The 18,901-nt window shown below is 70.2% G+C and carries 20 protein-coding genes and 1 riboswitch; of the genes, 8 read left to right on the forward strand and 12 right to left on the reverse strand.

The features are described from left to right. Positions 1 to 120: 120 nt before the first annotated feature. From ACGFJ2_RS37765 to ACGFJ2_RS37790, 6 genes are read right to left on the reverse strand one after another with little or no spacing between them, the layout of a single operon-like run. A complete protein-coding gene (locus ACGFJ2_RS37765) occupies positions 121 to 1,137 on the reverse strand; it encodes a methyltransferase (protein WP_393476720.1) in 1,017 nt (338 codons plus the stop codon). Next, positions 1,134 to 2,348: a cytochrome P450 gene (locus ACGFJ2_RS37770; protein WP_393476723.1), complete on the reverse strand. Its 1,215-nt coding sequence runs from the start codon at positions 2,346 to 2,348 to the stop codon at positions 1,134 to 1,136. Before ACGFJ2_RS37770 ends, ACGFJ2_RS37765 begins: the two co-directional genes overlap by 4 nt. Further along, the gene (locus tag ACGFJ2_RS37775; RefSeq protein WP_393476726.1) at positions 2,345 to 3,658 is read right to left on the reverse strand and encodes a TfuA-like protein; all 1,314 of its coding nucleotides are present in this window, start codon (positions 3,656 to 3,658) and stop codon (positions 2,345 to 2,347) included. Before ACGFJ2_RS37775 ends, ACGFJ2_RS37770 begins: the two co-directional genes overlap by 4 nt. Next, positions 3,658 to 4,815, reverse strand: coding sequence for a YcaO-like family protein (locus ACGFJ2_RS37780; protein WP_393476729.1), 1,158 nt, complete (start codon positions 4,813 to 4,815; stop codon positions 3,658 to 3,660). The genes ACGFJ2_RS37775 and ACGFJ2_RS37780 overlap by 1 nt, the downstream gene beginning before the upstream one ends. 21 nt (positions 4,816 to 4,836) lie before the next feature. Next, positions 4,837 to 5,649, reverse strand: coding sequence for an ABC transporter permease (locus ACGFJ2_RS37785; protein ID WP_393476732.1), 813 nt, complete (start codon positions 5,647 to 5,649; stop codon positions 4,837 to 4,839). 20 nt (positions 5,650 to 5,669) lie between these two features. Beyond that, positions 5,670 to 6,611 (reverse strand): ABC transporter ATP-binding protein, encoded by a 942-nt coding sequence (locus tag ACGFJ2_RS37790; RefSeq protein ID WP_357940195.1) that lies wholly within the window; start codon positions 6,609 to 6,611, stop codon positions 5,670 to 5,672. A gap of 188 nt (positions 6,612 to 6,799) precedes the next feature. On the opposite strand from ACGFJ2_RS37790, the gene ACGFJ2_RS37795 reads away from it, so the two are divergent. Then, the gene (locus ACGFJ2_RS37795; RefSeq protein ID WP_393476735.1) at positions 6,800 to 8,647 is read left to right on the forward strand and encodes a BTAD domain-containing putative transcriptional regulator; all 1,848 of its coding nucleotides are present in this window, start codon (positions 6,800 to 6,802) and stop codon (positions 8,645 to 8,647) included. A 112-nt stretch (positions 8,648 to 8,759) separates the two neighbouring features. Next, positions 8,760 to 9,011 (forward strand): LuxR C-terminal-related transcriptional regulator, encoded by a 252-nt coding sequence (locus tag ACGFJ2_RS37800; protein ID WP_357940199.1) that lies wholly within the window; start codon positions 8,760 to 8,762, stop codon positions 9,009 to 9,011. Between the two features lie 34 nt (positions 9,012 to 9,045). On the opposite strand, the gene ACGFJ2_RS37805 is transcribed toward ACGFJ2_RS37800, so the two are convergent. Continuing rightward, on the reverse strand, positions 9,046 to 9,408 hold the full coding sequence (locus ACGFJ2_RS37805) for a nuclear transport factor 2 family protein (RefSeq protein ID WP_357940201.1): 363 nt from the start codon (positions 9,406 to 9,408) through the stop codon (positions 9,046 to 9,048). Between the two features lie 122 nt (positions 9,409 to 9,530). Here ACGFJ2_RS37805 and ACGFJ2_RS37810 point away from each other — a divergent pair, with 122 nt between their 5' ends. Together ACGFJ2_RS37810 and ACGFJ2_RS37815 are read left to right on the forward strand one after the other, a co-directional pair. Beyond that, on the forward strand, positions 9,531 to 9,683 hold the full coding sequence (locus tag ACGFJ2_RS37810) for an alpha/beta hydrolase (RefSeq protein WP_393477144.1): 153 nt from the start codon (positions 9,531 to 9,533) through the stop codon (positions 9,681 to 9,683). Positions 9,684 to 9,773: 90 nt separating this feature from the next. Then, on the forward strand, positions 9,774 to 10,469 hold the full coding sequence (locus tag ACGFJ2_RS37815) for a GNAT family N-acetyltransferase (protein ID WP_393476740.1): 696 nt from the start codon (positions 9,774 to 9,776) through the stop codon (positions 10,467 to 10,469). A 25-nt stretch (positions 10,470 to 10,494) separates the two neighbouring features. Here ACGFJ2_RS37815 and ACGFJ2_RS37820 read toward each other — a convergent pair whose 3' ends face one another. Beyond that, positions 10,495 to 11,094, reverse strand: coding sequence for a C40 family peptidase (locus ACGFJ2_RS37820; protein ID WP_393476743.1), 600 nt, complete (start codon positions 11,092 to 11,094; stop codon positions 10,495 to 10,497). 3 nt (positions 11,095 to 11,097) lie between these two features. Further along, positions 11,098 to 11,234, reverse strand: a riboswitch (cyclic di-AMP (ydaO/yuaA leader). A gap of 111 nt (positions 11,235 to 11,345) precedes the next feature. On the opposite strand from ACGFJ2_RS37820, the gene ACGFJ2_RS37825 reads away from it, so the two are divergent. After that, the gene (locus ACGFJ2_RS37825; RefSeq protein WP_393476746.1) at positions 11,346 to 12,119 is read left to right on the forward strand and encodes a helix-turn-helix domain-containing protein; all 774 of its coding nucleotides are present in this window, start codon (positions 11,346 to 11,348) and stop codon (positions 12,117 to 12,119) included. An 18-nt stretch (positions 12,120 to 12,137) separates the two neighbouring features. Here the strand turns inward: ACGFJ2_RS37825 and ACGFJ2_RS37830 are convergent, their stop codons facing one another. Both ACGFJ2_RS37830 and ACGFJ2_RS37835 read right to left on the reverse strand, forming a co-directional pair. Beyond that, entirely contained in the window at positions 12,138 to 12,779 is a 642-nt protein-coding gene (locus tag ACGFJ2_RS37830) for an NAD(P)-dependent oxidoreductase (RefSeq protein ID WP_393476749.1), read from the reverse strand. Between the two features lie 58 nt (positions 12,780 to 12,837). Then, entirely contained in the window at positions 12,838 to 13,737 is a 900-nt protein-coding gene (locus tag ACGFJ2_RS37835; RefSeq protein WP_393477147.1) for an EamA family transporter, read from the reverse strand. Between the two features lie 69 nt (positions 13,738 to 13,806). On the opposite strand from ACGFJ2_RS37835, the gene ACGFJ2_RS37840 reads away from it, so the two are divergent. Further along, positions 13,807 to 14,301 carry a MarR family winged helix-turn-helix transcriptional regulator gene (locus ACGFJ2_RS37840; RefSeq protein ID WP_393476752.1) on the forward strand — a complete coding sequence of 165 codons (495 nt, stop codon included), beginning with the start codon at positions 13,807 to 13,809 and terminating at the stop codon, positions 14,299 to 14,301. A gap of 164 nt (positions 14,302 to 14,465) precedes the next feature. Here ACGFJ2_RS37840 and ACGFJ2_RS37845 read toward each other — a convergent pair whose 3' ends face one another. Beyond that, positions 14,466 to 15,293, reverse strand: coding sequence for a maleylpyruvate isomerase family mycothiol-dependent enzyme (locus ACGFJ2_RS37845; protein WP_357940213.1), 828 nt, complete (start codon positions 15,291 to 15,293; stop codon positions 14,466 to 14,468). A gap of 372 nt (positions 15,294 to 15,665) precedes the next feature. Here ACGFJ2_RS37845 and ACGFJ2_RS37850 point away from each other — a divergent pair, with 372 nt between their 5' ends. Next, a complete protein-coding gene (locus ACGFJ2_RS37850) occupies positions 15,666 to 17,078 on the forward strand; it encodes an MFS transporter (protein ID WP_357940215.1) in 1,413 nt (470 codons plus the stop codon). Here the strand turns inward: ACGFJ2_RS37850 and ACGFJ2_RS37855 are convergent. Then, positions 17,020 to 17,511 (reverse strand): TIGR03618 family F420-dependent PPOX class oxidoreductase, encoded by a 492-nt coding sequence (locus tag ACGFJ2_RS37855; protein ID WP_357940217.1) that lies wholly within the window; start codon positions 17,509 to 17,511, stop codon positions 17,020 to 17,022. The genes ACGFJ2_RS37850 and ACGFJ2_RS37855 overlap by 59 nt on opposite strands. 122 nt (positions 17,512 to 17,633) lie before the next feature. Between ACGFJ2_RS37855 and ACGFJ2_RS37860 the strand changes: the two genes are divergently transcribed. Beyond that, positions 17,634 to 18,833: an amidohydrolase gene (locus ACGFJ2_RS37860; RefSeq protein ID WP_357940219.1), complete on the forward strand. Its 1,200-nt coding sequence runs from the start codon at positions 17,634 to 17,636 to the stop codon at positions 18,831 to 18,833. Positions 18,834 to 18,901: the final 68 nt, after the last annotated feature.

Genomic DNA, 18,901 nt, shown 5'->3' on the forward strand with positions numbered 1-18,901 from the left:
GCAGCGGGGTTACTCACGTCGGACAGCCGCATGTGAGAAGTACTCATGACTGTCTGTAGTCCGCGTTGTCGGGACCTCGGGACCTCGGGACGTCGGGGCGGACAACCGGAGGATCGGCCCTCAGGACGGATCCGCGACGAGGATCCGGATCGCCGAACCCCGCAGCGGTTGCGTGACGTCGGCCAGGTCGAACCCGCCGGCCGCGAGCAGGGCGTGGAACTCGGCCCGGTCGCGTTCCCAGCCGCCGGTGTAGACGAGCATGGCGATGTCGCTCATGACGACGCCGGCCGCCTCCGGGGTGTCGAGCCTGGCCGGCAGCACCGGTTCCAGCACCAGCAGGCGCCCGCCCGTCGCGATCGAAGCGCGGCAGTTACGCAGCAGCGCGGTGCACCGCTGGTCGTCCCAATCGTGCAGGACGCCTTTCAGCAGCATGAGGTCGCCTTCGGGTACGGACTCGAAGAAATCACCCACCTGCCTGGTGCACCGATCCGACAGCCCCGCTCGCCTGAACGTTTCAGTGGCGGCCGCCCCGCCGTCGGCGGTGTCGTACAGGATGCCCTGGGCGCCGGGCGTGGCCGCCACTACCGCGGCGAGCAGCGCGCCGTTTCCGCCCCCGATGTCGACCACGGTGCGGACACCGGTGAAGTCGTACGCCTGGGCGACCTCTGACGCGACGCGCTCGGTGCCCTCGCGCATGGCCGTGTTGAAGATCTCCGACAGGTCCGGATGGCCGGCGAGGTAGTCGAAGAGCGGCTGGTCGTGCACGTGGTCGAAGGCGGTCGCACCCGTTCGTACGCTGTGGGTCAACGCCCCCCATGCCTGCCAGGTCGCGGGGTCGCCGAGCAGCAGCACGCTGGAGCGCATCGACCATGGGTGGTCGGCACGCAGCGGCTGACCCAGCTCGGCCAGCGCGAGGTGTCCCGGCGCCACCTCATCGACCACGCCCAGGACAACCAGCGCCCGCGACAGCCGCTCCAGCGCCCGCGGGTCGGCCCCGATGGCGTGCGCCAGTTTCTCGACCGGCAGCGCACCGGCGGCAAGGGCCTCCGGAATGCCCAGGCGGACGGCCGCGTACAGGATCTGCGAGCCGGCGTAGCCGAACGCCATGCGGGACAGCTCCGCGTACCCCTTGATCATGGGCTCTTCTCCAACAGCAGCGGCAGGTGGCGTACACCGTGCAGGAACAGGTCCGGCGTCCACTCCAGCTCGGCCGGATCGACGGCCGGGGCCAGGCCGGGGAAGCGGCGCACCAGCGCGCCGATGGCGGCCCGGGCCTGCAGCCGGGCCAGCGCGGCGCCGAGGCAGAAGTGGATTCCGTGGCCGAAGCCCAGGTGCCGATTCGGGGTGCGGCCGATGTCGAAGACGTCCGGCCGGTCGAACACCGCCGGGTCGCGGTTGGCGGCCAGCAGCACCGGCACGACGATGTCACCCTGGGGGATCACCGATGACCCGATGTCCACGTCGGCCAGCGCGAACAGTGGCCGCGAGTGCCCGACCGGGCCGTTGAACCGCAGCACCTCCTCCACTGCGGAGTCGATCAGCTGTGGCCGGGCGCGGAGGCGTTCGAGCTGGTCAGGATGGCGCAGGAGTTCCAGCACTCCGTTGCCGATGAGGTTGACCGTCGTCTCGTCCCCGGCCAGCAGCAACTGGAACACGCTGGATACCAGCTCGGCGTGCGTGATCTCCGTTGACCGGACGAGCTGGGACAGCAGGTCCTCGCCCGGGTGGGCCCGGCGCTCGTCGAGCTGCTCGTTGACGTAGGCGACGAACGCGACTCCGGTGCGGCGTATCAGTGCCGCGTCCCGGCTGCGCAGCATGTCGTCGCTCCACCCGCGCAGCCGGCCCCGGTCGCCGATCGGGAAGCCGACCAGGTCCGCGACGATCAGGATCGGCAGCGGCAGGGCCAGAAGCTCGATCAGGTCGGCTCCGTCGCCGGCGGCCGCCAGGTCGTCGACCAGCTCGCCGACGACCTGGTCGATGCGCCGCTCCAGCGCCGCCACCGTCCGGGGGCCGAACGCGGGCGCCATCAGCCGCCGCAGCCGGGTGTGGTCGGGCGGGTCGAGGTTGAACATGTTCCGCCGCACCATCGCCAGCGGGTCGTTCTCCCAGCGGCGGTGATAGGCGGCCAGCTCGCCGGGCAGCCGGTCGAGTTGGCGTCCTATGTCCGGGTGGTGGAGCGCGCGCTGCACGTCGGCGTACCGGGTCAGGTACCAGGACACGCGACCGTTCGCCGGGGCGTGGCGGTAGACCGGCGCCTGCTCCCGCATGCGGTGGAAGAGCGGGTGCGGGTCCCGGCGGTGCCGCGAGGCGGTCGGGTCGAACGCCCGCTCAAGCTCGGTCGCGCTCATCGCCCCTTGGCCTTGTGCACGTCCAGGGCGAAGAACCTGGCGGCGGTCTGTCCCAGATCCGCCATGCTGAGGAACCCGCGCCGCGCCAGCTCGACCTCCGCGGTCGTTCCCGGGCCGTTCCAGTGGCGGGAGAAGATCCGTCCGCAGATCGCCGGCGCCGGGATGACCACCCTTCCGAGGCTCTGTTCCGCGATCTCGTCGGCACGGGCCACGATGTCGGACCACTCGGGCCAGCGGCTCGATTCCCGGATCCGGTCCAGGACGATCGGCCGCCAATCCTCCGACTGCCAGACCGGCCACACCCGCACCATGACCAACCGGAGTTGCTCGGCGACGGGCAAGGTGGCCCGCTCCGTCTCGGACAGCCACGGCGCGAGGACGTGCGGCAGGTCGGCGCGGCCATCGACGCCGAGCCTGGCGCGCGTGTACGCCTCCAGCTCCAGGCCCTGCGCGGCGGCGAAGTCCGTCAGGAGGCCGGTCAGGGCCTCCTCGTGCAGCTTCGGGTAGTCCTGGCCGAACAGCCGCGCCGCGTCCAGGACATCGAGATCGGACATCCACCTGCCCGGCGCGTACTCCCGCATCGACCGCCAGGCCAGCGCCTCATAGTGGGTGATCCCCGTCAGGGCCAGCTCGGCCGCCCACGTGCTGGGCGTTTCGGTTTGGTGCCCGCCGACGGCTCCCAGTGCAGCCATCGCGTCCAGCCGCTTCAGGTCCCACTCACCCGTCCCGATCTTCCGCTCCAGCGTGCTCAGCGCGTCACCGGCGTCCGGGCCCAGGGCCTCTCCCAGCTCGCGCCAGGTTCGGTGGACGAAGGGCCTGGATCGCGCCGCTTCGACGATCCGCTCGGCGGTCGCCGCCGGAACCAGGCCGCTCTTGGCGCCCTCCTGGCAGCCGTAGCGGATGTTGACCATGGCCACCGTGTCAGTGGGGTATCCCCGCTCCGCGGGCCCGTGCAGGACCGCCACCTCGTCATCCCCGTCGACCTCGCCCCTCTCGTACATGCGGAAGACGGACCCGACGCCCCGCATGCCGTACGGGCTCAGCTCCGCGGCCCGCAGCGCCCCCATGCTGGCCGCCCCGATGACGTTCACGCCTTCGTTGAGCAGCCAGAGGATCTCCTTGTGGCCCACGGACAGCCGTTCCCGGTAATACCCGTCGATGATGACGGCGGTGTCGTCCCGGCTCCACTCCTCCCTGAGGAGATCGCCCCGGGCCACGGGCGGCCGCGCCTGTGCCTCGGGAAGCACGGCGCGGACCTCGTCGTGCGAGATCGTCGGCCCGGCGTAGACGACCGTCTTCTGGCGGCTCACTAGAACACCTCCGGGGTGACGCGGCTGCCCGGTGCCACCACTCTGACCACCGGGACGCCGATCTCGTCCCTCGTCAGATCGATGACGAGCGGGGCGGCGGAGAACGCGGCCGCGGCCCGCCCGACCACGTCCGCCAGGTCATCGACCAGGCTCTGGTGAGCCGTCAGCTTCGGGATCGCCTCGCCGGTGTCCGTCGCGGGCGCAGCTCGGTGCCGCGCGCCGTCGTGGACGCCCGGATGGAGGTCGTCTCTCGCGCCCGAGATGTAGCCGAGCCTGGCCTGCGCGGCCTCGGTGACGGCCCGGGTGAGCGCTATCTCCGAGCCGAGGTGGCAGCCGAACCCCATGAAAGCCGGTGGATAGTCGTCGCAGGAGATCCGGGCGAGGAAGCACGGCAACCCGGTGGGCGACGGCAGGGACCTGACCTCGAGACCGACCCGGGCCCGCGTGAGCAGCCCGCACAGCTCGTCGACGACCGGCGACCCCAGCGTCCCCGGATCGACGAGGACGCCCTTGTCGCCGCCGGTCATCGCCGTGGTCACGGCGTCCCGCTCGATCACCTCGTACAGCGCGTGCAGAACGGCCTCGACCAGCGTGTTCCCGCTCGCCAGGCCATTCGTCGACTCGAAGAACACCGGCGGGTTCCAGCCGGTCTTCCGCAGGAGGGAGAATCCCACCGATTCCCTGGGAACCAGCCGCTCCGAGCCGTCGACCAGCGACCGGCCGGCGACCCAGTCCAACGGCAGCCCGTCATGCAACACGGTCGGCGGGGAGAGCGGGAGATCGCGGACGTCGTAGCCCAGCTGCCCGCTGACGTCTCGCGGAGGCGCGGTCGTCACCGGCGTCATGGGCTGTTCGGCATGCCAGAGCTCGACGGCCTCCATCATCGCGGACAGCTTCGCCAACTCGGGCGTGATCCCTTTCCCCTGAGACACGGCGAGCGTCCGGGAAGTCGGTCTGATCGCCTGAAAAGTCGGGATGCCGATGGTGTCCAGCCTGGTGATGTCCGCGACCCTGGTGATCCCGACCATCCGGGCCGCACGGCCGGCCATCTCCAGCGTGGCCGTCGGGTCGTGAGCTCTGTCCGTGCCCGGCAGCCGGACCTTGGATCGGTCGGACCGCGAGAGAAGCCACGAGAGAGAGGAGCTGTCTGTCCGCATCGTCCCCTGCCCTTGACGAGATCAGATGTTGCGGGCGCGCTTGATCAGCGCGCGGCCGCCCACGGTGTAGCTGATGGCCGCCAGGACGGCCAGCACCAGGAGGTCCTGCCACGCGTCGGCGAAACCGAAGAACGCGGCGTTGCGCATACCGTCGATCGCGTACGTCAGCGGGTTGATCATCGCCACCCACTGCAGCACGGTGGGCATGCTGTCGATCGGGTAGAGCGACGGGGCGCTGAACACGAGAACGGGGATCGACACGTTCGACAGCAGCATGAAGACCTGGTAGTCGGTGATCAAGATGGCCGTCGCCAGATACAGCCCGTTGAAGGCCAGGGCGGCCAGCGTGAGCGTCGACAGCAGGCCGACCCAGGCTTGCAGGTCGAACGGCAACGCGAAGATGAGCACCGCCACGCCCAGCGCCAGCAGCGCCTGTCCCAGCACCAGCGACACGCCCGCGATCACCTTGCCGAGCAGGAACCGCGACCGGCGCAACGGGTAGGACCATAGCTGCGTCGCCGCGCCGCTCATCTCCTCCTGGAACACCGCCATGCCGGACGTCCCCGCCGCGCTGACGACCGACATCGCCAGCGTCATGGGCAGCAGGAAGATCGTGAACGGTACGTCGACGCCCTTGTAGCGGACGACCCTGAGGAGGTTGCCCAGCGAGGTGTTCACGAGCAGCAGGTAGATCAGCATCGGGGCTAGGCCGAGGATGAGATACACCCGGTTGCGGGCGAGCAGCGCGTACTCGCGGTAGAGCACCGCGGACAGGTCGGCCGCCTTCGGAGTCCCGGTCGGAGGAGTGTTGTCGAATGCCAGCTTGGCGGCCACATCTGCCCCTTTTGTCGACTTCAGTCCTCGGTATCCGTCATCCTGAGGAAGACCTGCTCCAGCGAGTCCGTGACGGTCGAGACGCCGGAGATCGCGACTCCGTGGTCCAGGCAGTGCCGCGACAGTTCCGGCAGCACCTCCCGCGCTCGCGCACCGTGGATGCGTACGTCCGACTCCTCGGTCGTGGCCCTGAGCCCGGCCAGCTCCGCCCAGGCCGCCACCACCAGGCCGGCCGCGGGGTCATCGAGGGTCACCAGCAAGTGGGTGCTGCCGAACTCCTCGACGAGTTCGCGCGGTTTGGCGAAGCGCAGCACCCGTCCGTGGTTGATGACCATCACCCGCTGGCTGTTGCGTTCCAGCTCGTCGATGTGGTGGCTGGTCCACAGCACGGTCACGCCGTGCTCCTCGCGCAGCCAGGTCACGAAACGCTCGATGTGCCGCCGCCCCACCACGTCCAGTCCCGCGGACGGCTCGTCGAGGATCAGCAGCCGCGGAATGGTGAGCAACGCCCGTACGAGCTGCAGCCGTTGCCGCTGACCGCCCGACAGCTGGAAGCAGAAGCGCGGCAGAGCCTCCGTCAAGCTGAGGAACTCCGCCAGCTCGAGCGCCCACGGCCGCACGGCACGCCACTTCAGGCCGCGGAAGCGGGCGGCGATCCGCAGGTTGTCCAGCGCCGGCAGCATCATGTCGAACGGGCCTGACTGGTGCATCGCCCCGATGCCGCTCTTGGCGGCGACCGGCTGGCGCACCGGATCGGCGTCGAAGACGCGGACCTGGCCGGAGGTAGGGGTGGTGACCCCGCAGATCATTTTGATCAGGGTCGTCTTCCCGGCGCCGTTGGGTCCCAGGAGCCCGATCGTCTCTCCCCGCGCGATCTCGAACGAGACATCGTCCACCGCCGGTCTCTCGCTGCGCCGATAGCGTTTGGTCAGCCCCGCGGCCGTCACCACATCGCTCGACACGGCACCACCCTTCACTTGCCACTTCACCAAACGTGCAGGTTGTCGGCTGCTGGAGATGTGTTGCAGGTTGAGTATGGACCGGCGATCAGCGGGTGACACAACCCCACAAACGTGGGCTATACGGGACGTTATGCCGAACGACAGAGGGCACGTTGTGTGATCACGCCACGTGTGATCATCATCGGCACATGGACCCGGTTCACTCGCGCATTCCGTACACCCTGCGCATGCCGGCCGGCAGTCCCGGCGTGACCTGGCAGCTCCCGGAGGAGGCCGACCCGGCGGCCGCCCTGCCGTGCGTGGTCCTCGTGGACCGTGCGGGGATCAACGAGTTCGCCGTGCTCCAGCGCGGGCTGCGCACGCTCGGCGTGCCGAGCGTGCGGATCGACGCCGGGTCGATCGGCGACCTGCGGATCCTCACCCGGCTCGACGACGGCTCGCTGACGGTGAACGGGCGCCGCATCATCCCCACCGTCACCTGGGTACGGCACTTCTCACCGCGAGCCGTGCGAGGCGAGAACGGCTCGGCGGCGTCCCTGTTCCGGGCCGACTCGTGGGCCGCCCTCATCGACCAGCTGTCGTCGCTGTCAGCCGCCCGGCTGCCCGGTGGCAGCGATCTGGGGCGGCTGGTTCAGCTGGACGACGCGGCGGAGGCAGGGGTCCGTACCCCGCGAACGATCGCCACGACCGACCTGGGGGCGGCGAGCGCGGCGCTGGCCAGCGACCGGGTCATCGTCAAGGCCCTCGACCAGCATTTCGTCGAGACCGAACCGGGCACCCTGCACGGGGTCTTCCCGGAGATCGTGGCCGGTGTCGCGGCCAGGAAGCTGCCCGCGCGGGACGCGCCCATGATCGTCCAGGAGTACGTCGACCACTGGGCGGAGCTGCGCGTCTACTTCGTGGACGGCGAGATCCGGGCCTTTCGCGTCGGCAAACCGTCGCCGGAGGCGATCTGGCGCGACGAGGCGTCGGTCACGGTCTCTCCGGCGGCGGCGCCGGAGCCCGTGGTGGAGGCGGTGCACCGGCTCGCCGGGATCTGGGGCCTGCGCTACGGCGCCTTCGACTTCCTGCTGACCAGGCAAGGGCCGGTGTTCCTCGAGGTCAATCGCGACGGCGATTGGCGGTGGTTCGAAGCGAAGGCCGGTGTCGACGACGTCTCCATCGCCACGCTGTCCACGGTGCGTACGCTCCACCGTCAGGTGGCCAGGGCGGGTTCGGCGACGATCGATCTGGCCGGATTCCTGGCGCTGGGCACCGACCGGATCAAGCGGGCCAAAGCCGTGACCGCCCGCTTGGACGCGCGCGTGCTCGGCGCGCTCGAGGTGCGGGTGGACGGCACGATCGTGCACGTCAGCGCCAGGAAGGCCCGGCTGCTGGCCGCCATTTTGCTCTCCCGCCCGAACCAGGTGGTTCCGACCGACCAGCTGATCGATTCCTTGTGGGGAGAGCGACCACCTCCCACGGCACGCAAGAACCTGCAGGTCTACGTCTCGGCGTTGCGGCGGAGCTTCGGGGATCGGATCTCCTACCAGGGCTGGGGATACCGGCTGGACGCCGGGCCGGACGAACTCGACCTCCTCAGGTTCCGGCGGCTGGCCGGCGCCGGCCGCGACATGCGGCGCAGGGGCGACGCCGATGCCGCATTGACCGTGCTCGATGACGCCCTGCGCCTGTGGGGCGGTCAGCCGCTCGCGGAGTTCTCGGGTGTCGCCTTGGTCGATGAGGCGGTCGGCAGATTCACCGACCTGTACCTCACGGTCAACGAGGACTGGGCGGAACTCGCGATCGAGCGGGGCGGCCACGTCGAGGTGCTGAACCGGCTCGACGACCTGGTGCCCTTCTTTCCCGCGCGCGAGCGGCTCGTGGCGGCCAGGATGACCGCTCTCGCCGGTTGCGGCCGTGCGCCGGAGGCGCTCTCGCAGTTCGAGACCGTACGCCGGCATCTCGTGGCCGAGCTCGGCATCGACCCCAGCCCCGTACTCAGGAATCTCTACGAGGAGATTTTCCAAGGGCAGCTGGCCAGGGCCGATCCTTAACCGGTCGCATGGTCCGGCCATACCGCTGATTAAGCAGACGCTTCTAGCTTGCACACAGAGGTGCTTTCACCAGAGGCGCCTCTGGCCAAGGCGATCCGAATCGGGACTTGCTATGGATCTTGTTTTCGACGATCTGATCAACGATCGCGACACGCGGCTGATCGTCCTGCTGGCCAGGGGATACACGACGACAAGAATCGCCCGCGAGCTGAAACTCAGCAGGTATACGGTGGCGGAGCGGATCAGCAAGCTCCTCGACCGATTCGCCTGCAGCAACCGGAGCCAGCTCGTGGCGTACTCCTATGCCCACAAGCTCCTGGACGTCGGCATCTGGCCACCGGGCGCCTCCGAGCCCCTTCCTTGAGGATCCCGGTGGCCCGCCGGTTAGGGGAGCCGTGTCAGAACATGCCGTGTGGGACCTGCGCCGGTTCGGGGACCGGCTGGACCACGTCCCAGTGCTCGGCGATCAGGCCGTCCTCGATCCGCCAGAAGTCCGCGACCGCCAGCCCGCGCCCCCCTTCCCGAGGGATCAGGTGATAGTGCATCACCACGAGATCGCCTTCCGCGACGACCCGCTTGAGCTCCAGCCGGGAGGTGGCCAGCGGGGAGTCCCTGATGAAGTCGATGAAGGCGCGCCTGCCTGACGGGTTGCCCGGGCTGTGCTCGATGAAGTCCTCGCTCAGGAGCGTCTGGAGCACCTCGATGTTGCCCGCGGCGAACTCCGCGAAGCCGGCCATGATCAGTTCTTTGCTGCTCGTCATGGGAGAACGCTGACAGCGGCCGCGGGGTGGTGTCGATTACCTGGGATGTAGTTTCCCCGGTGCTCAGGCGAAGGAGCAACTCTGGTTGACTAAGTGGAAATTGGTCAACTACGGTTTCCCGCCTGGTCACCCTCCAGGACGCTCGCATGCAGGGCATCTTCGGCCGCCTGCCGAACGCCTGCGTGGAGAACGCGGTGAACACCTACTTCGGCGACGGCGCTCTGCCCGCCGCCGACATCACCTGCCACGCGCCGCGTTCCAGCCGGGCGAAGTAGCTGCCTTGTGCACGTAGGATGACCGGCTGGACCTGATCGCTGTCCAGCTGGGCAAGCGTCAGCCCCGTACGACACGAGAGGCACAGCACCATGGCGAACCGGGACGCCACCGCACTCGATGACCCGGTGGGCGCATCGCTGCGCGGTCACCACGCGCACCATGCCCGCCGGCTCGGCGGGGCGGCCACGTACCAGCCGGATGTCGCGACCTTCTCCGCGGTGACCGCAGACCCGGATCCGCAGGAGTGGGCCGACCTCGCCCGGCTGCTCGGCCGGGGCGAGCTGGCCGACATGTTCAGCTGCGCATCGGTGCCACCGCCGGAGTGGGAGCCGGTCTTCGTCCTCGAAGGCCGCCAGATGACCTGGTCCGGCGGCGGCCGCCGCCCTGCCGAGACCGGCACCGAGGTGGTCGAACTCGGCAGGGACAGCGTGCCCGAGATGCTCGACCTCGTCGCGCGGGCCAAGCCGGGGCCGTTCTGGCCGCGTACCCGCGAACTCGGCACCTATCTCGGCGTCCGCGACCACGGCACCCTGGTGGCGATGGCGGGTGAGCGACTCCGGCCGCCGGGGTGGACCGAGATCAGCGCCGTCTGCACCGCCCCCGAGGCACGCGGGCGAGGCCATGCCGCCCGCCTGGTCAGTGCGCTCGTCGCGCGGATCGTGGCTCGTGACGAACGGCCCTTCATCCACGTGGCCGAGGCGAACACCGGCGCGATCGCCCTCTACGAGCGGCTCGGCTTCGAGACCCGCAAGCCCGTGACCTTCCGGGGGTTCCGCACGCCGTGACGGCTTCCGTCACTGAGCCGGGGCGCTACCGGACCTTGATCCGCAGGGCCCCCGCCGTTGGCCGCAGGCCGGTGGTGAGCATGGCGGTCTTGCGTTGCTCGATGGAGAGCCGCACGCCCTTGGGGTCCGGCCGTACGGCGCCCGCGAACGAGTCCCTGCGCCAGTCGGAGAGCTTCTCCTCCTTGACCACGTCTCCGGTGTGCGGCGCGTGCACCATGTATCCGGGTCTCGAGATCATCCCCACGTGCCCGAGCCCGTGGAAGAAGACCAGGTCACCTGGCTTGAGGTGGTCCCAGGAGATCTTCTTGGAGAACGCGGAGTACTGCTCCGTCGTGGTGCGCGGCAACTCGATCCCGGCGTGCTCGTACGCCTTGAGCATGAGCCCGGAGCAGTCGTAGCCGCTGTCGCTGGTCCCGCCCCAGACGTACGGGATACCGCGCTTCTTCATGGCGAACTTGAGGGCGACCTTCCAGGCCGGAGTGGTCTGGCTCGTCTGCTGGACGGGCTTGCTCTCAGTGCTGGCAGGGGTGGTGGGGCCGGCAGGGGTGGTGGGCTCGGCGTGAGCCGGAGCGGCCAGAGTGAGCCCGGCGACGGCAGCCGCCAGGCAGATGGCGAGGGGAGCCACTGCTGTGTCCTTCCATACGGCCTACCGGGTTAGCTGACGGGCTCGGGCCTGGAAGTGGCCCTACGGCGATGCCGATTCGCCCCAGAGGGAACTTGGGTCCCCGGCTCCACGCAGGTGAGTGGATTAGGCGGGACGAACACTAACAAAACGGTCAAAGACTTGTAAACTGCCTAAAATCGGGCGTCAACCAGGCGGGCATGACATGACAGGTAATCGACACCATCCCGGCGGGCCAGGTAGAACCGGCCGGTATGAACATGGATCAGCCGATAGGGGAGTTGCTGCGGGACTGGCGGCACCGACGCGGGCTCACGCAGCTCGACCTGGCCCTCCAGACCGACGTGTCCGCGCGCCACGTCAGCTTCGTCGAGACCGGGCGGACGATCCCCAGCCGGTCCATGGTGCTGCGCCTGTCCGAACAGCTCGAGGTGCCGCTGCGCGCGCGCAACCGGCTGCTGCTCGCGGCCGGGTACGCGCCCATCTACCCCGAGCGCCCGCTTGACGACCCCGATCTGGGCAAGGCGCACGAGGCGCTCCAGCGGATCCTGCGCGGGCACGAGCCGTATCCGGCGATGGCCCTGGACCACCGGTGGAACCTGCTGCTGGCCAACGACGCCATGAACGTCTTCCTCGACGACGTGGCCCCGTCCCTCCTGGAGCCGCCGGTGAACATGATGCGGCTTGGCCTGCACCCGGACGGGTTCGCGCCGCGGGTGCGGAACCTGGCGCAGGTCCGCGGCTTCCTGCTGCCCCGGCTCGCCAGGCAGGTCGCCCGTGCGGGGGATCCGGAGCTGAGCGCGCTCTACGAGGAACTGCTGGCCTATGGAGACGATGGCGAGGCGCCGCTGCCCGACCCCGCCGACATCGCGCTGCCCGTACGGATCACGCATCGGGGGGACGAGCTCTGCTTCTTCAGTACGATCACGACGTTCGGCGCCGCGTTCGACATCACGCTCGAAGGGGTCGCCGTCGAGGCGTACTTCCCCGCCGACGACGAGACCACCCGGCTGGTCGGGAACCGTTGACGCCGTCGCCGGGTGGCGTCAGTACGCGGCGGTGAACCTGACCCGGTGGTGCCCGGGCCGTTCCGCCTCGTCCAGCAGTACGACCGCGAGGTCCTCCATGGAGATCGCCGAGTTCCCCTCGGCGTCCAAGAGCAGCTCGTCGGCGCCCAGCCGGTAGACGCCGGTACGCTCGCCCGGCGCCAGCACCGCGGCCGGACTCAGGTACGCCCAGTCCACGCCGGTCTCCGCGCGGCAGGCTTCGAGCTGGGCGTTGCAGGCCAGCGCGATGTCGCGGTAGGCGTCGGACATGAAGCGCGGGTCGTCGAGCACGGTACGCCCGCCGGACCCGGGAACGGTCAGCCCGGCCGCCCCGCCGACGAGCAGCAGCCGGACGCCGGTCCCCGCGAGCCCCGCCAGCAGCGCCTTGGCGGTCGTGACGAGATCGTGCTCGCGGGCGGTGGGCGGGCGGGTCGCGCTGATCACGAGGTCCTGACCGGTGCCGAGCCTGGTCACGTCCTCGACATGAGCGGCGTCGCCGACCTGGGGATGGGCGCCGGGGTGCAGTGACGGGAAGCGGGCCGGGTCGCGTACGACGGCGGTGACCTCGTGGCCACGGGACAGCGCCTCGGCGACCACACGAGCGCCGACGCTGCCCGCCGCTCCGAACACGGTGATGCGCATGATTTCTCCTTGATCGGCAGTGAGGGATGAGAGGGATGAGAGGGTGCGGATCGGACGGTCAGGGCGTGGGGATCAGCCGGTCACGAGCGGGCGCGTCCGCCTGACCCGGCGGCTTCTGCTCTGGGCCGCGACGAGGGCGGCTGGTCTGGGCCGCGATGAGGGCCGCCACGACGACGAGCCCGCCCACGATCTGGGCAATGGTGAGCGACTGGCCGAGGGCGAGCCACCCCAGCGCGGTGGCGACCAACGGGCTGAGCAGGCCGAGGAAGGTGACGTGGGTGGGGGACAGGGCGCGGATCCCCCGGAACCACAGCGAGTAGGCGACGGCCGAGCCGATGACGGCGAGGTAGGCGTACCCGGTCAGGTTCGCCGGGGTCAGTGCGACGGGCGGCGGTCCTTCGACGAGGAGGGCCACTGGGAGCAGCAGCAGGCCGCCGGCCACCAGCTGCCAGCCGGTGGTCGCGAGTAGGGGCGCCGGTGAGGTCCACCGCTTGCTGAGGACGACTCCGGTGGCCATGACGATCGCGCCCCCGGCCGCAGCGGCGATGCCGACGGCGTCCAACCGGGCGTCGGCCCGCAGCACCAGGAGGCTGACACCGGCCACACCCGCCACGGCGGCGATCGCCGTACGCGCGGACAGGCGCTCGCCGAGCAGGCCGGAGGACAGGCCGGCGACCAGAAGGGGCTGCACCGCGCCGATGGTCGCGGCCACCCCGCCGGGCAGCCGGTACGCGCCGATGAACAACAGCGCGAAGAACAACCCGATGTTGAGCGCGCCGAGCGCGAACGCGCGCCACCACCACACCCCTTGCGGCAGGCGCCGGGTGAGCAGGAGGAGCAGCAGCCCGGCGGGCAGGGCCCGGACGACCGCGGCCAGGAGCGGGCGGCCGGGCGGCAGCAGTTCGGTGGTGACGAGGTAGGTGGTCCCCCAGATGGCCGGGGCCAGCGCGGTCACCATGATCAGGGCAGGTCGATTTCTTAGCACTAAGACAATGTATCTCACCGCTAAGACATCCGATAGGGTGGGATGGTGACTGATCATGTTGACCGGGTGCTGGAGCAGTGGGCCGAGCAGCGGCCTGACCTGGACGTGTCGCCAATGGCGATCATCGGGCGGCTGTCACGGCTGTCGCGGCTGATCGGCACGGAGCTGACCCGTACGTTCAGCGCTCACGGGCTCGACTCGGCGTCGTTCGACGTGCTCGCCACGCTGCGGCGCAATGGGCGGTCGTTGACCCCGGCCGAGCTCATGAAGTCGGCCATGGTCACCTCGGGGGCGATCACCCAGCGCCTCGACCGCCTCCAGTCCCGGGGCCTGGTGTCCCGTACGCCCAGCGAGAAGGACGGCCGAGTCGTGTATGTCGCCCTCACCGAGGAGGGCCGGGAGCTGATCGACCGGGTGCTGCCCGATCACGTCGAGACCGAGCGCCGGCTGCTCGCCGCGCTCTCCGAGCCCCGGCGCGCCGCCCTGGCCGGCGAGCTCAAGGAGCTCCTGGAGTCACTGGGCGACACGCTGGACTGAACGGCGTACGCCACCTGCCGGGGGATCGCTCGGACGGGCGGGGTGAGAGTGCCCAGAAGGGTGGGACGAGGGGCTCGGACGGGCGGGAGGAGAGTGCTCAGACGGGTGGGACGAGGGGCTCGGACGGGCGGGAGGAGAGTGCTCAGACGGGTGGGACGAGGGGCTCAGACGGGTGGGACGAGGGTGAAGTATCGGTCGAGCACGGCCCGGTCACCGTGCACGTCGAGCCGCTCGTACGGGATGCGGTGCCACAGGAACAGCATGAGGTCCGACGCGGTCCCGACCACCTCCACGTCACAGCCGCCCGATTCCACAAGACTCACGTCGGCGCCTTCTATGAGACTCGCGTCGGCCTCTTCTACGAGGCTCGTGTCGGCCCCGTCGAAACGGATCGTCCACCGCCCCGGCCCGTCGCTCTGCCGGAAGCCGTACGTCTCTCCCGCTCCGGGCGGCGCCGCCGTCAAGGCCCGCCGGGCCGGGGCCATCACCTCGAACGTCTGCCCCACCGCGTCGGCCGCCAGCTCCGCGTCCATCGGCCCGGCGATCCCCGCCACCATTTCGGCGTCCCAGCGGTGGATGGCCGCCTCGATCGTCTGCATCCGCAACCAGAAGCCGACGCTCTGCTCACCCGACCACGTCCACACCGGCACACCCGGATCCGTGGTGGCGAACGCGGCCTCCAGCTTGGCGGCGCCCTCCGCGAACCAGTCGAGCAGCCCGGCCGGCAGCGGCCCGGTCGCCGGTGCGTTCGCCGGATCCGGCCAGCCCACCGGATCGGCCGGCAGATCGAGGAAGGACAGGCCCGCGGGATCCGGCTTCTCGGTGAGACGGTCGCCGATGACCCACACCAGGTAGCGGTGCACGCCGCCCAGATGCATGACAAGATCGGGCACGCCCCAGCCCGGACAGGACGGCACCAGACCGGAGTCAGCGGCCCGGCACGCCGCCTCGAACGCGCGGATCTCCCGGCCGAAGTGAGAAAGATGATCCATCCCTTCACTCTGCCCGCCCCACCCGCTCCCCGCCAGCGGCAAGGATCTGACGCGGCGCCCACGGACCCCTGCCGGACATCCGCCCCCGGAGGGGGCGTCCCTCCGTAAGGGCCTCTGCCGGGACGGGCTGTCCGCGATGGGGGTGTCCCTCCCCGGGGACCTCTGCCACGACGGGCCGTTCGTCTTCCCCTCCGGACGGGGTATCCCTCCCGAGGGATCCCAGCCACGACGGGCCGATTCCTCTTCTTCCCCGGAGGGGGTATCTGTCCAAAAGGACCCCAGCCTCAACAGACCGTCACACGGATCAAGAGGGTCGTGAGACGAACCCCCCCCGGGAAACCTACGGGGGGCCACCCCACTAGCGTGGTTGGAATGAGATTCGGCGGGACGCTGGCCGTGCTTCTGTCCGCCTGGTTCATGGCCCAGTTCGACTTCTTCGTGGTCAACGTCGCCGCGCCGTCCTTCGAACGCGAGCTGCACGCGAGCCCCGCCGCCCTGGAGCTCATCGTGGGCGGCTACGCCTTCACCTACGCGGCGGGCATGATCACCGGCGGGCGGCTCGGAGACCGGTACGGCTACCGGCGGATGTTCATCGGCGGCGTGGTCGCGTTCACGATCGCGTCGCTGCTGTGCGGCATCGCGCTGAACCCGGCCCAGCTCGTCGCCGCCCGCCTGCTGCAGGGGCTGGCCGGTGCGGCGATGGTGCCGCAGGTGCTCGCCATGATCTCCGCGGTCTTCCCGCCGCACGAGCGCCGCCGCGCCGTGGGCTGGTACGGCGCGGCCGGTGGTCTCGGCTCGATCGCCGGCCAGGTGCTGGGCGGGCTGCTGCTGTCGGCCGATCTGTTCGGGCTCGGCTGGCGGGTCATCTTCCTGATCAACCTGCCCGTCGGCCTGGTCGTGGTGCCGCTGGCCGCCTGGCTGCTGCCCAGGGTCGAGCCGGCCGGGCGCGCGCGGCTGGACCTGCTCGGCGCGGCGGGACTGGCCGCCGGGTTGGCGCTGGTCCTGGTGCCGCTCGGCCTCGGCAACGGCGCGGGCTGGCCCGCCTGGACGTGGATCTGCATCGGTGCGAGCCTGCCCCTCCTGGGCCTGACGCTGCGCTGGCAGTACGTGCTGGGCAGGCGCGGCGGTCAGCCGGTGCTGGACCTGGCGCTGCTCAAGGTGCATTCCTACCTGGCGGGTGTCGGCGCGATCACCGCGTTCATGGCCTACTTCGCCTCGTTCATGTTCACGCTGACGCTGCTGCTCCAGGGCGGGCTGCGGCTCACCGCGTTCCAGGCCGGGCTGGCGTTCGCGCCGATGGGCGTGCTGTTCACGATCAGCTCGCTGCTGGGGACACGCCTGGTCGGGAGGTACGGCCTGATCGTCGTCATGATCGGCGGAATCGTGACCGCGTCGGGTCTGGCGCTGCTGCTGGGCACGGTGGGGGCCGGGCTGCCGTGGATCATGGCCGCGCTGGTGCTCGTGGGGCTCGGTAACGGCCTGGTGATCCCGCAGCTCATCGGGGCGGCGCTGGTAGAGGTCGCGCCGCACCAGGCGGGCATCGGCTCGGGCTTCCTCAGTACGGCCCAGCAGTTCGGCGGTTCGGGCGGGGTCGCGGTGATCGGGGCGGTCTTCTTCGCGGCAGCGAAGGGCGGCGACCACACCGGTGCCATGCGCTGGTCGGCCACCATAGATCTGGCACTCATCCTGGCCGTGGTCGCGGTGGTGGCCTACAACAGGCGCCGGGCTATTCGGCGGGCGGCGCCGGCAGCGACGTCCCGTACAGCCGGGACACCCGGAGCCTGATCACCAGCCGCCGGTCCGCGACCGCCTGACCCAGGAACGCGGCCGCGCCGACCGGGTCTTCGAGGCCCGCCGGCCGTCCCGACCGCATGGCCAGCAGCTCCCGTCCCACCTCGTCGCCCGGCTCGACGCTCACCGGCGACAGCTCGGCCAGGCCCTCGGCCACGGCGTACGACCAGAAGTCGTCGCTGGCCACGTACAGGGCGGCGCGCGGGTCCTTGTGCAGTTGGCGTACTTTGAGCCGGCCGTCGGCCGTCGCGACGCGCACCACCCGCTGGTCGGAGTCCCAGTCGTACACGACGGTCGACAGGTGCGGGCGGCCGTTGGCGCCCAGCGTGGCCAGCGCGCCGAAGCGCTGCCGGCTGAGCAGGTGGGACAGGTCCTCGTCCGGCAGGCTGCTGGGGCCGGGCTCGTAGGCGGCCTGATCCTCGGCCAATTCATTCTCCTTTGCCCTATTGCTGAAGGCCCCTATTGCCGAAACCCTACCCAAGCCCTGGTCAAGGAGCGAAGCGGCCGTACTGCTATATGCCGAAATATCTGTCACGGTAGGTTGCTGTTATGAATCTTGCGATCACCAGCGGATATGTCGTGCCGGTCGATGGTGACCCGATCGAGGGCGGCACCGTGCTGATCCAGGACGGGAAGATCACCGCGGTCGGCCGCGAGGTCGAGATACCGCCGGGGACCCCTGTCGTCGACGCGGCCGGTGGCTGGGTGCTGCCGGGCTTCGTCGAGGCTCACGGCCACCTGGGCGTGCACGAGGAGGCCGAGGGCTGGGCCGGCCAGGACACCAACGAGAAGACCGACCCCAACGGCGCCCGCCTGCGCGCCCTCGACGCCATCAACCCGGCCGACCTGGGCTTCGCCGACGCGCTCTCGGGCGGCGTCACCACCGCCGTGATCAAGCCGGGGTCGGCCAACCCGATCGGCGGCCAGACGGTGGCGGTCAAGTGCTGGGGCCGGACCGTCGACGAGATGCTGGTCCGGGAGCCGGTGAGCGTGAAGAGCGCCCTCGGCGAGAACCCCAAGCGCGTCTACGGCGACCAGAACCGGCTGCCCGCCACCCGCCAGGGCGTGGCGGCGGTGATCCGCGACGCGTTCATGAAGGCGCAGGACTACCGGGCCAGGCGGGCCGCGGCCGACGACGAGGGCAAGCCGTTCGAGCGCGACGCCACGCAGGAGATCCTCGTACGGGTCCTCGACGGCGAGCTGCCCTGGTGCCAGCACACGCACCGGGCCGACGACATCGCGACCGCGCTGCGGCTGGCGGACGAGTTCGGCTACCGGGTGGTGATCAACCACGGCACGGAGGGGCACCTGATCGCCGACGTACTGGCCGAGCGCGGCATTCCGGTCATCATCGGGCCGCTCTTCACCAGCCGTTCCAAGGTCGAGCTCCGGCACCGCTCGCTGCGCAATCCGGGCATCCTCGCGCGCGCCGGGGTCGAGCTGGCGATCACCACCGACCATCCGGTCGTGCCGATCCACTTCCTGGTCCACCAGGCGACGCTGGCGGTCAAGGAGGGGCTGGACCGGGACGTGGCGCTGCGGTCCATCACCGTCAACCCGGCCCGCATCATGGGCCTCGACGACCGGGTGGGTGCCCTGCGTCCGGGGCTCGACGGCGACGTGGTGATCTGGTCCGGCGACCCGCTGGACATCATGAGCCGGGCGCTGCGGGTCTTCGTCGACGGCCGCGAGGTGTACTCGTACGCGGACGGGGTCGCCGATCCCTACTACCGGGAAGCCGCACGGTGATCAAGCTCGGCAAGTAATCGTCAAGCGTCTGTCGACGGGCCCGATACATAGTGGGAGCCCGTCCGAAA

Origin of the sequence: Nonomuraea sp. NPDC049028, assembly GCF_043197735.1 — a bacterium.
Lineage (GTDB): Bacteria > Actinomycetota > Actinomycetes > Streptosporangiales > Streptosporangiaceae > Nonomuraea.

Bases quoted from the DNA above. Each gene is read 5' to 3' on its own strand.
- ACGFJ2_RS37860 (WP_357940219.1), top strand. From the start codon at position 17,634: ATGAATCTTGCGATCACCAGCGGATATGTCGTGCCGGTCGATGGTGAC.
- ACGFJ2_RS37795 (WP_393476735.1), top strand. From the start codon at position 6,800: ATGGACCCGGTTCACTCGCGCATTCCGTACACCCTGCGCATGCCGGCC.
- ACGFJ2_RS37835 (WP_393477147.1), bottom strand. From the start codon at position 13,737: ATGGTGACCGCGCTGGCCCCGGCCATCTGGGGGACCACCTACCTCGTC.
- ACGFJ2_RS37825 (WP_393476746.1), top strand. From the start codon at position 11,346: ATGAACATGGATCAGCCGATAGGGGAGTTGCTGCGGGACTGGCGGCAC.
- ACGFJ2_RS37830 (WP_393476749.1), bottom strand. From the start codon at position 12,779: ATGCGCATCACCGTGTTCGGAGCGGCGGGCAGCGTCGGCGCTCGTGTG.
- ACGFJ2_RS37840 (WP_393476752.1), top strand. From the start codon at position 13,807: ATGGTGACTGATCATGTTGACCGGGTGCTGGAGCAGTGGGCCGAGCAG.
- ACGFJ2_RS37850 (WP_357940215.1), top strand. From the start codon at position 15,666: ATGAGATTCGGCGGGACGCTGGCCGTGCTTCTGTCCGCCTGGTTCATG.
- ACGFJ2_RS37765 (WP_393476720.1), bottom strand. From the start codon at position 1,137: ATGATCAAGGGGTACGCGGAGCTGTCCCGCATGGCGTTCGGCTACGCC.
- ACGFJ2_RS37845 (WP_357940213.1), bottom strand. From the start codon at position 15,293: ATGGATCATCTTTCTCACTTCGGCCGGGAGATCCGCGCGTTCGAGGCG.
- ACGFJ2_RS37815 (WP_393476740.1), top strand. From the start codon at position 9,774: ATGGCGAACCGGGACGCCACCGCACTCGATGACCCGGTGGGCGCATCG.
- ACGFJ2_RS37780 (WP_393476729.1), bottom strand. From the start codon at position 4,815: ATGCGGACAGACAGCTCCTCTCTCTCGTGGCTTCTCTCGCGGTCCGAC.
- ACGFJ2_RS37800 (WP_357940199.1), top strand. From the start codon at position 8,760: ATGGATCTTGTTTTCGACGATCTGATCAACGATCGCGACACGCGGCTG.
- ACGFJ2_RS37770 (WP_393476723.1), bottom strand. From the start codon at position 2,348: ATGAGCGCGACCGAGCTTGAGCGGGCGTTCGACCCGACCGCCTCGCGG.
- ACGFJ2_RS37805 (WP_357940201.1), bottom strand. From the start codon at position 9,408: ATGACGAGCAGCAAAGAACTGATCATGGCCGGCTTCGCGGAGTTCGCC.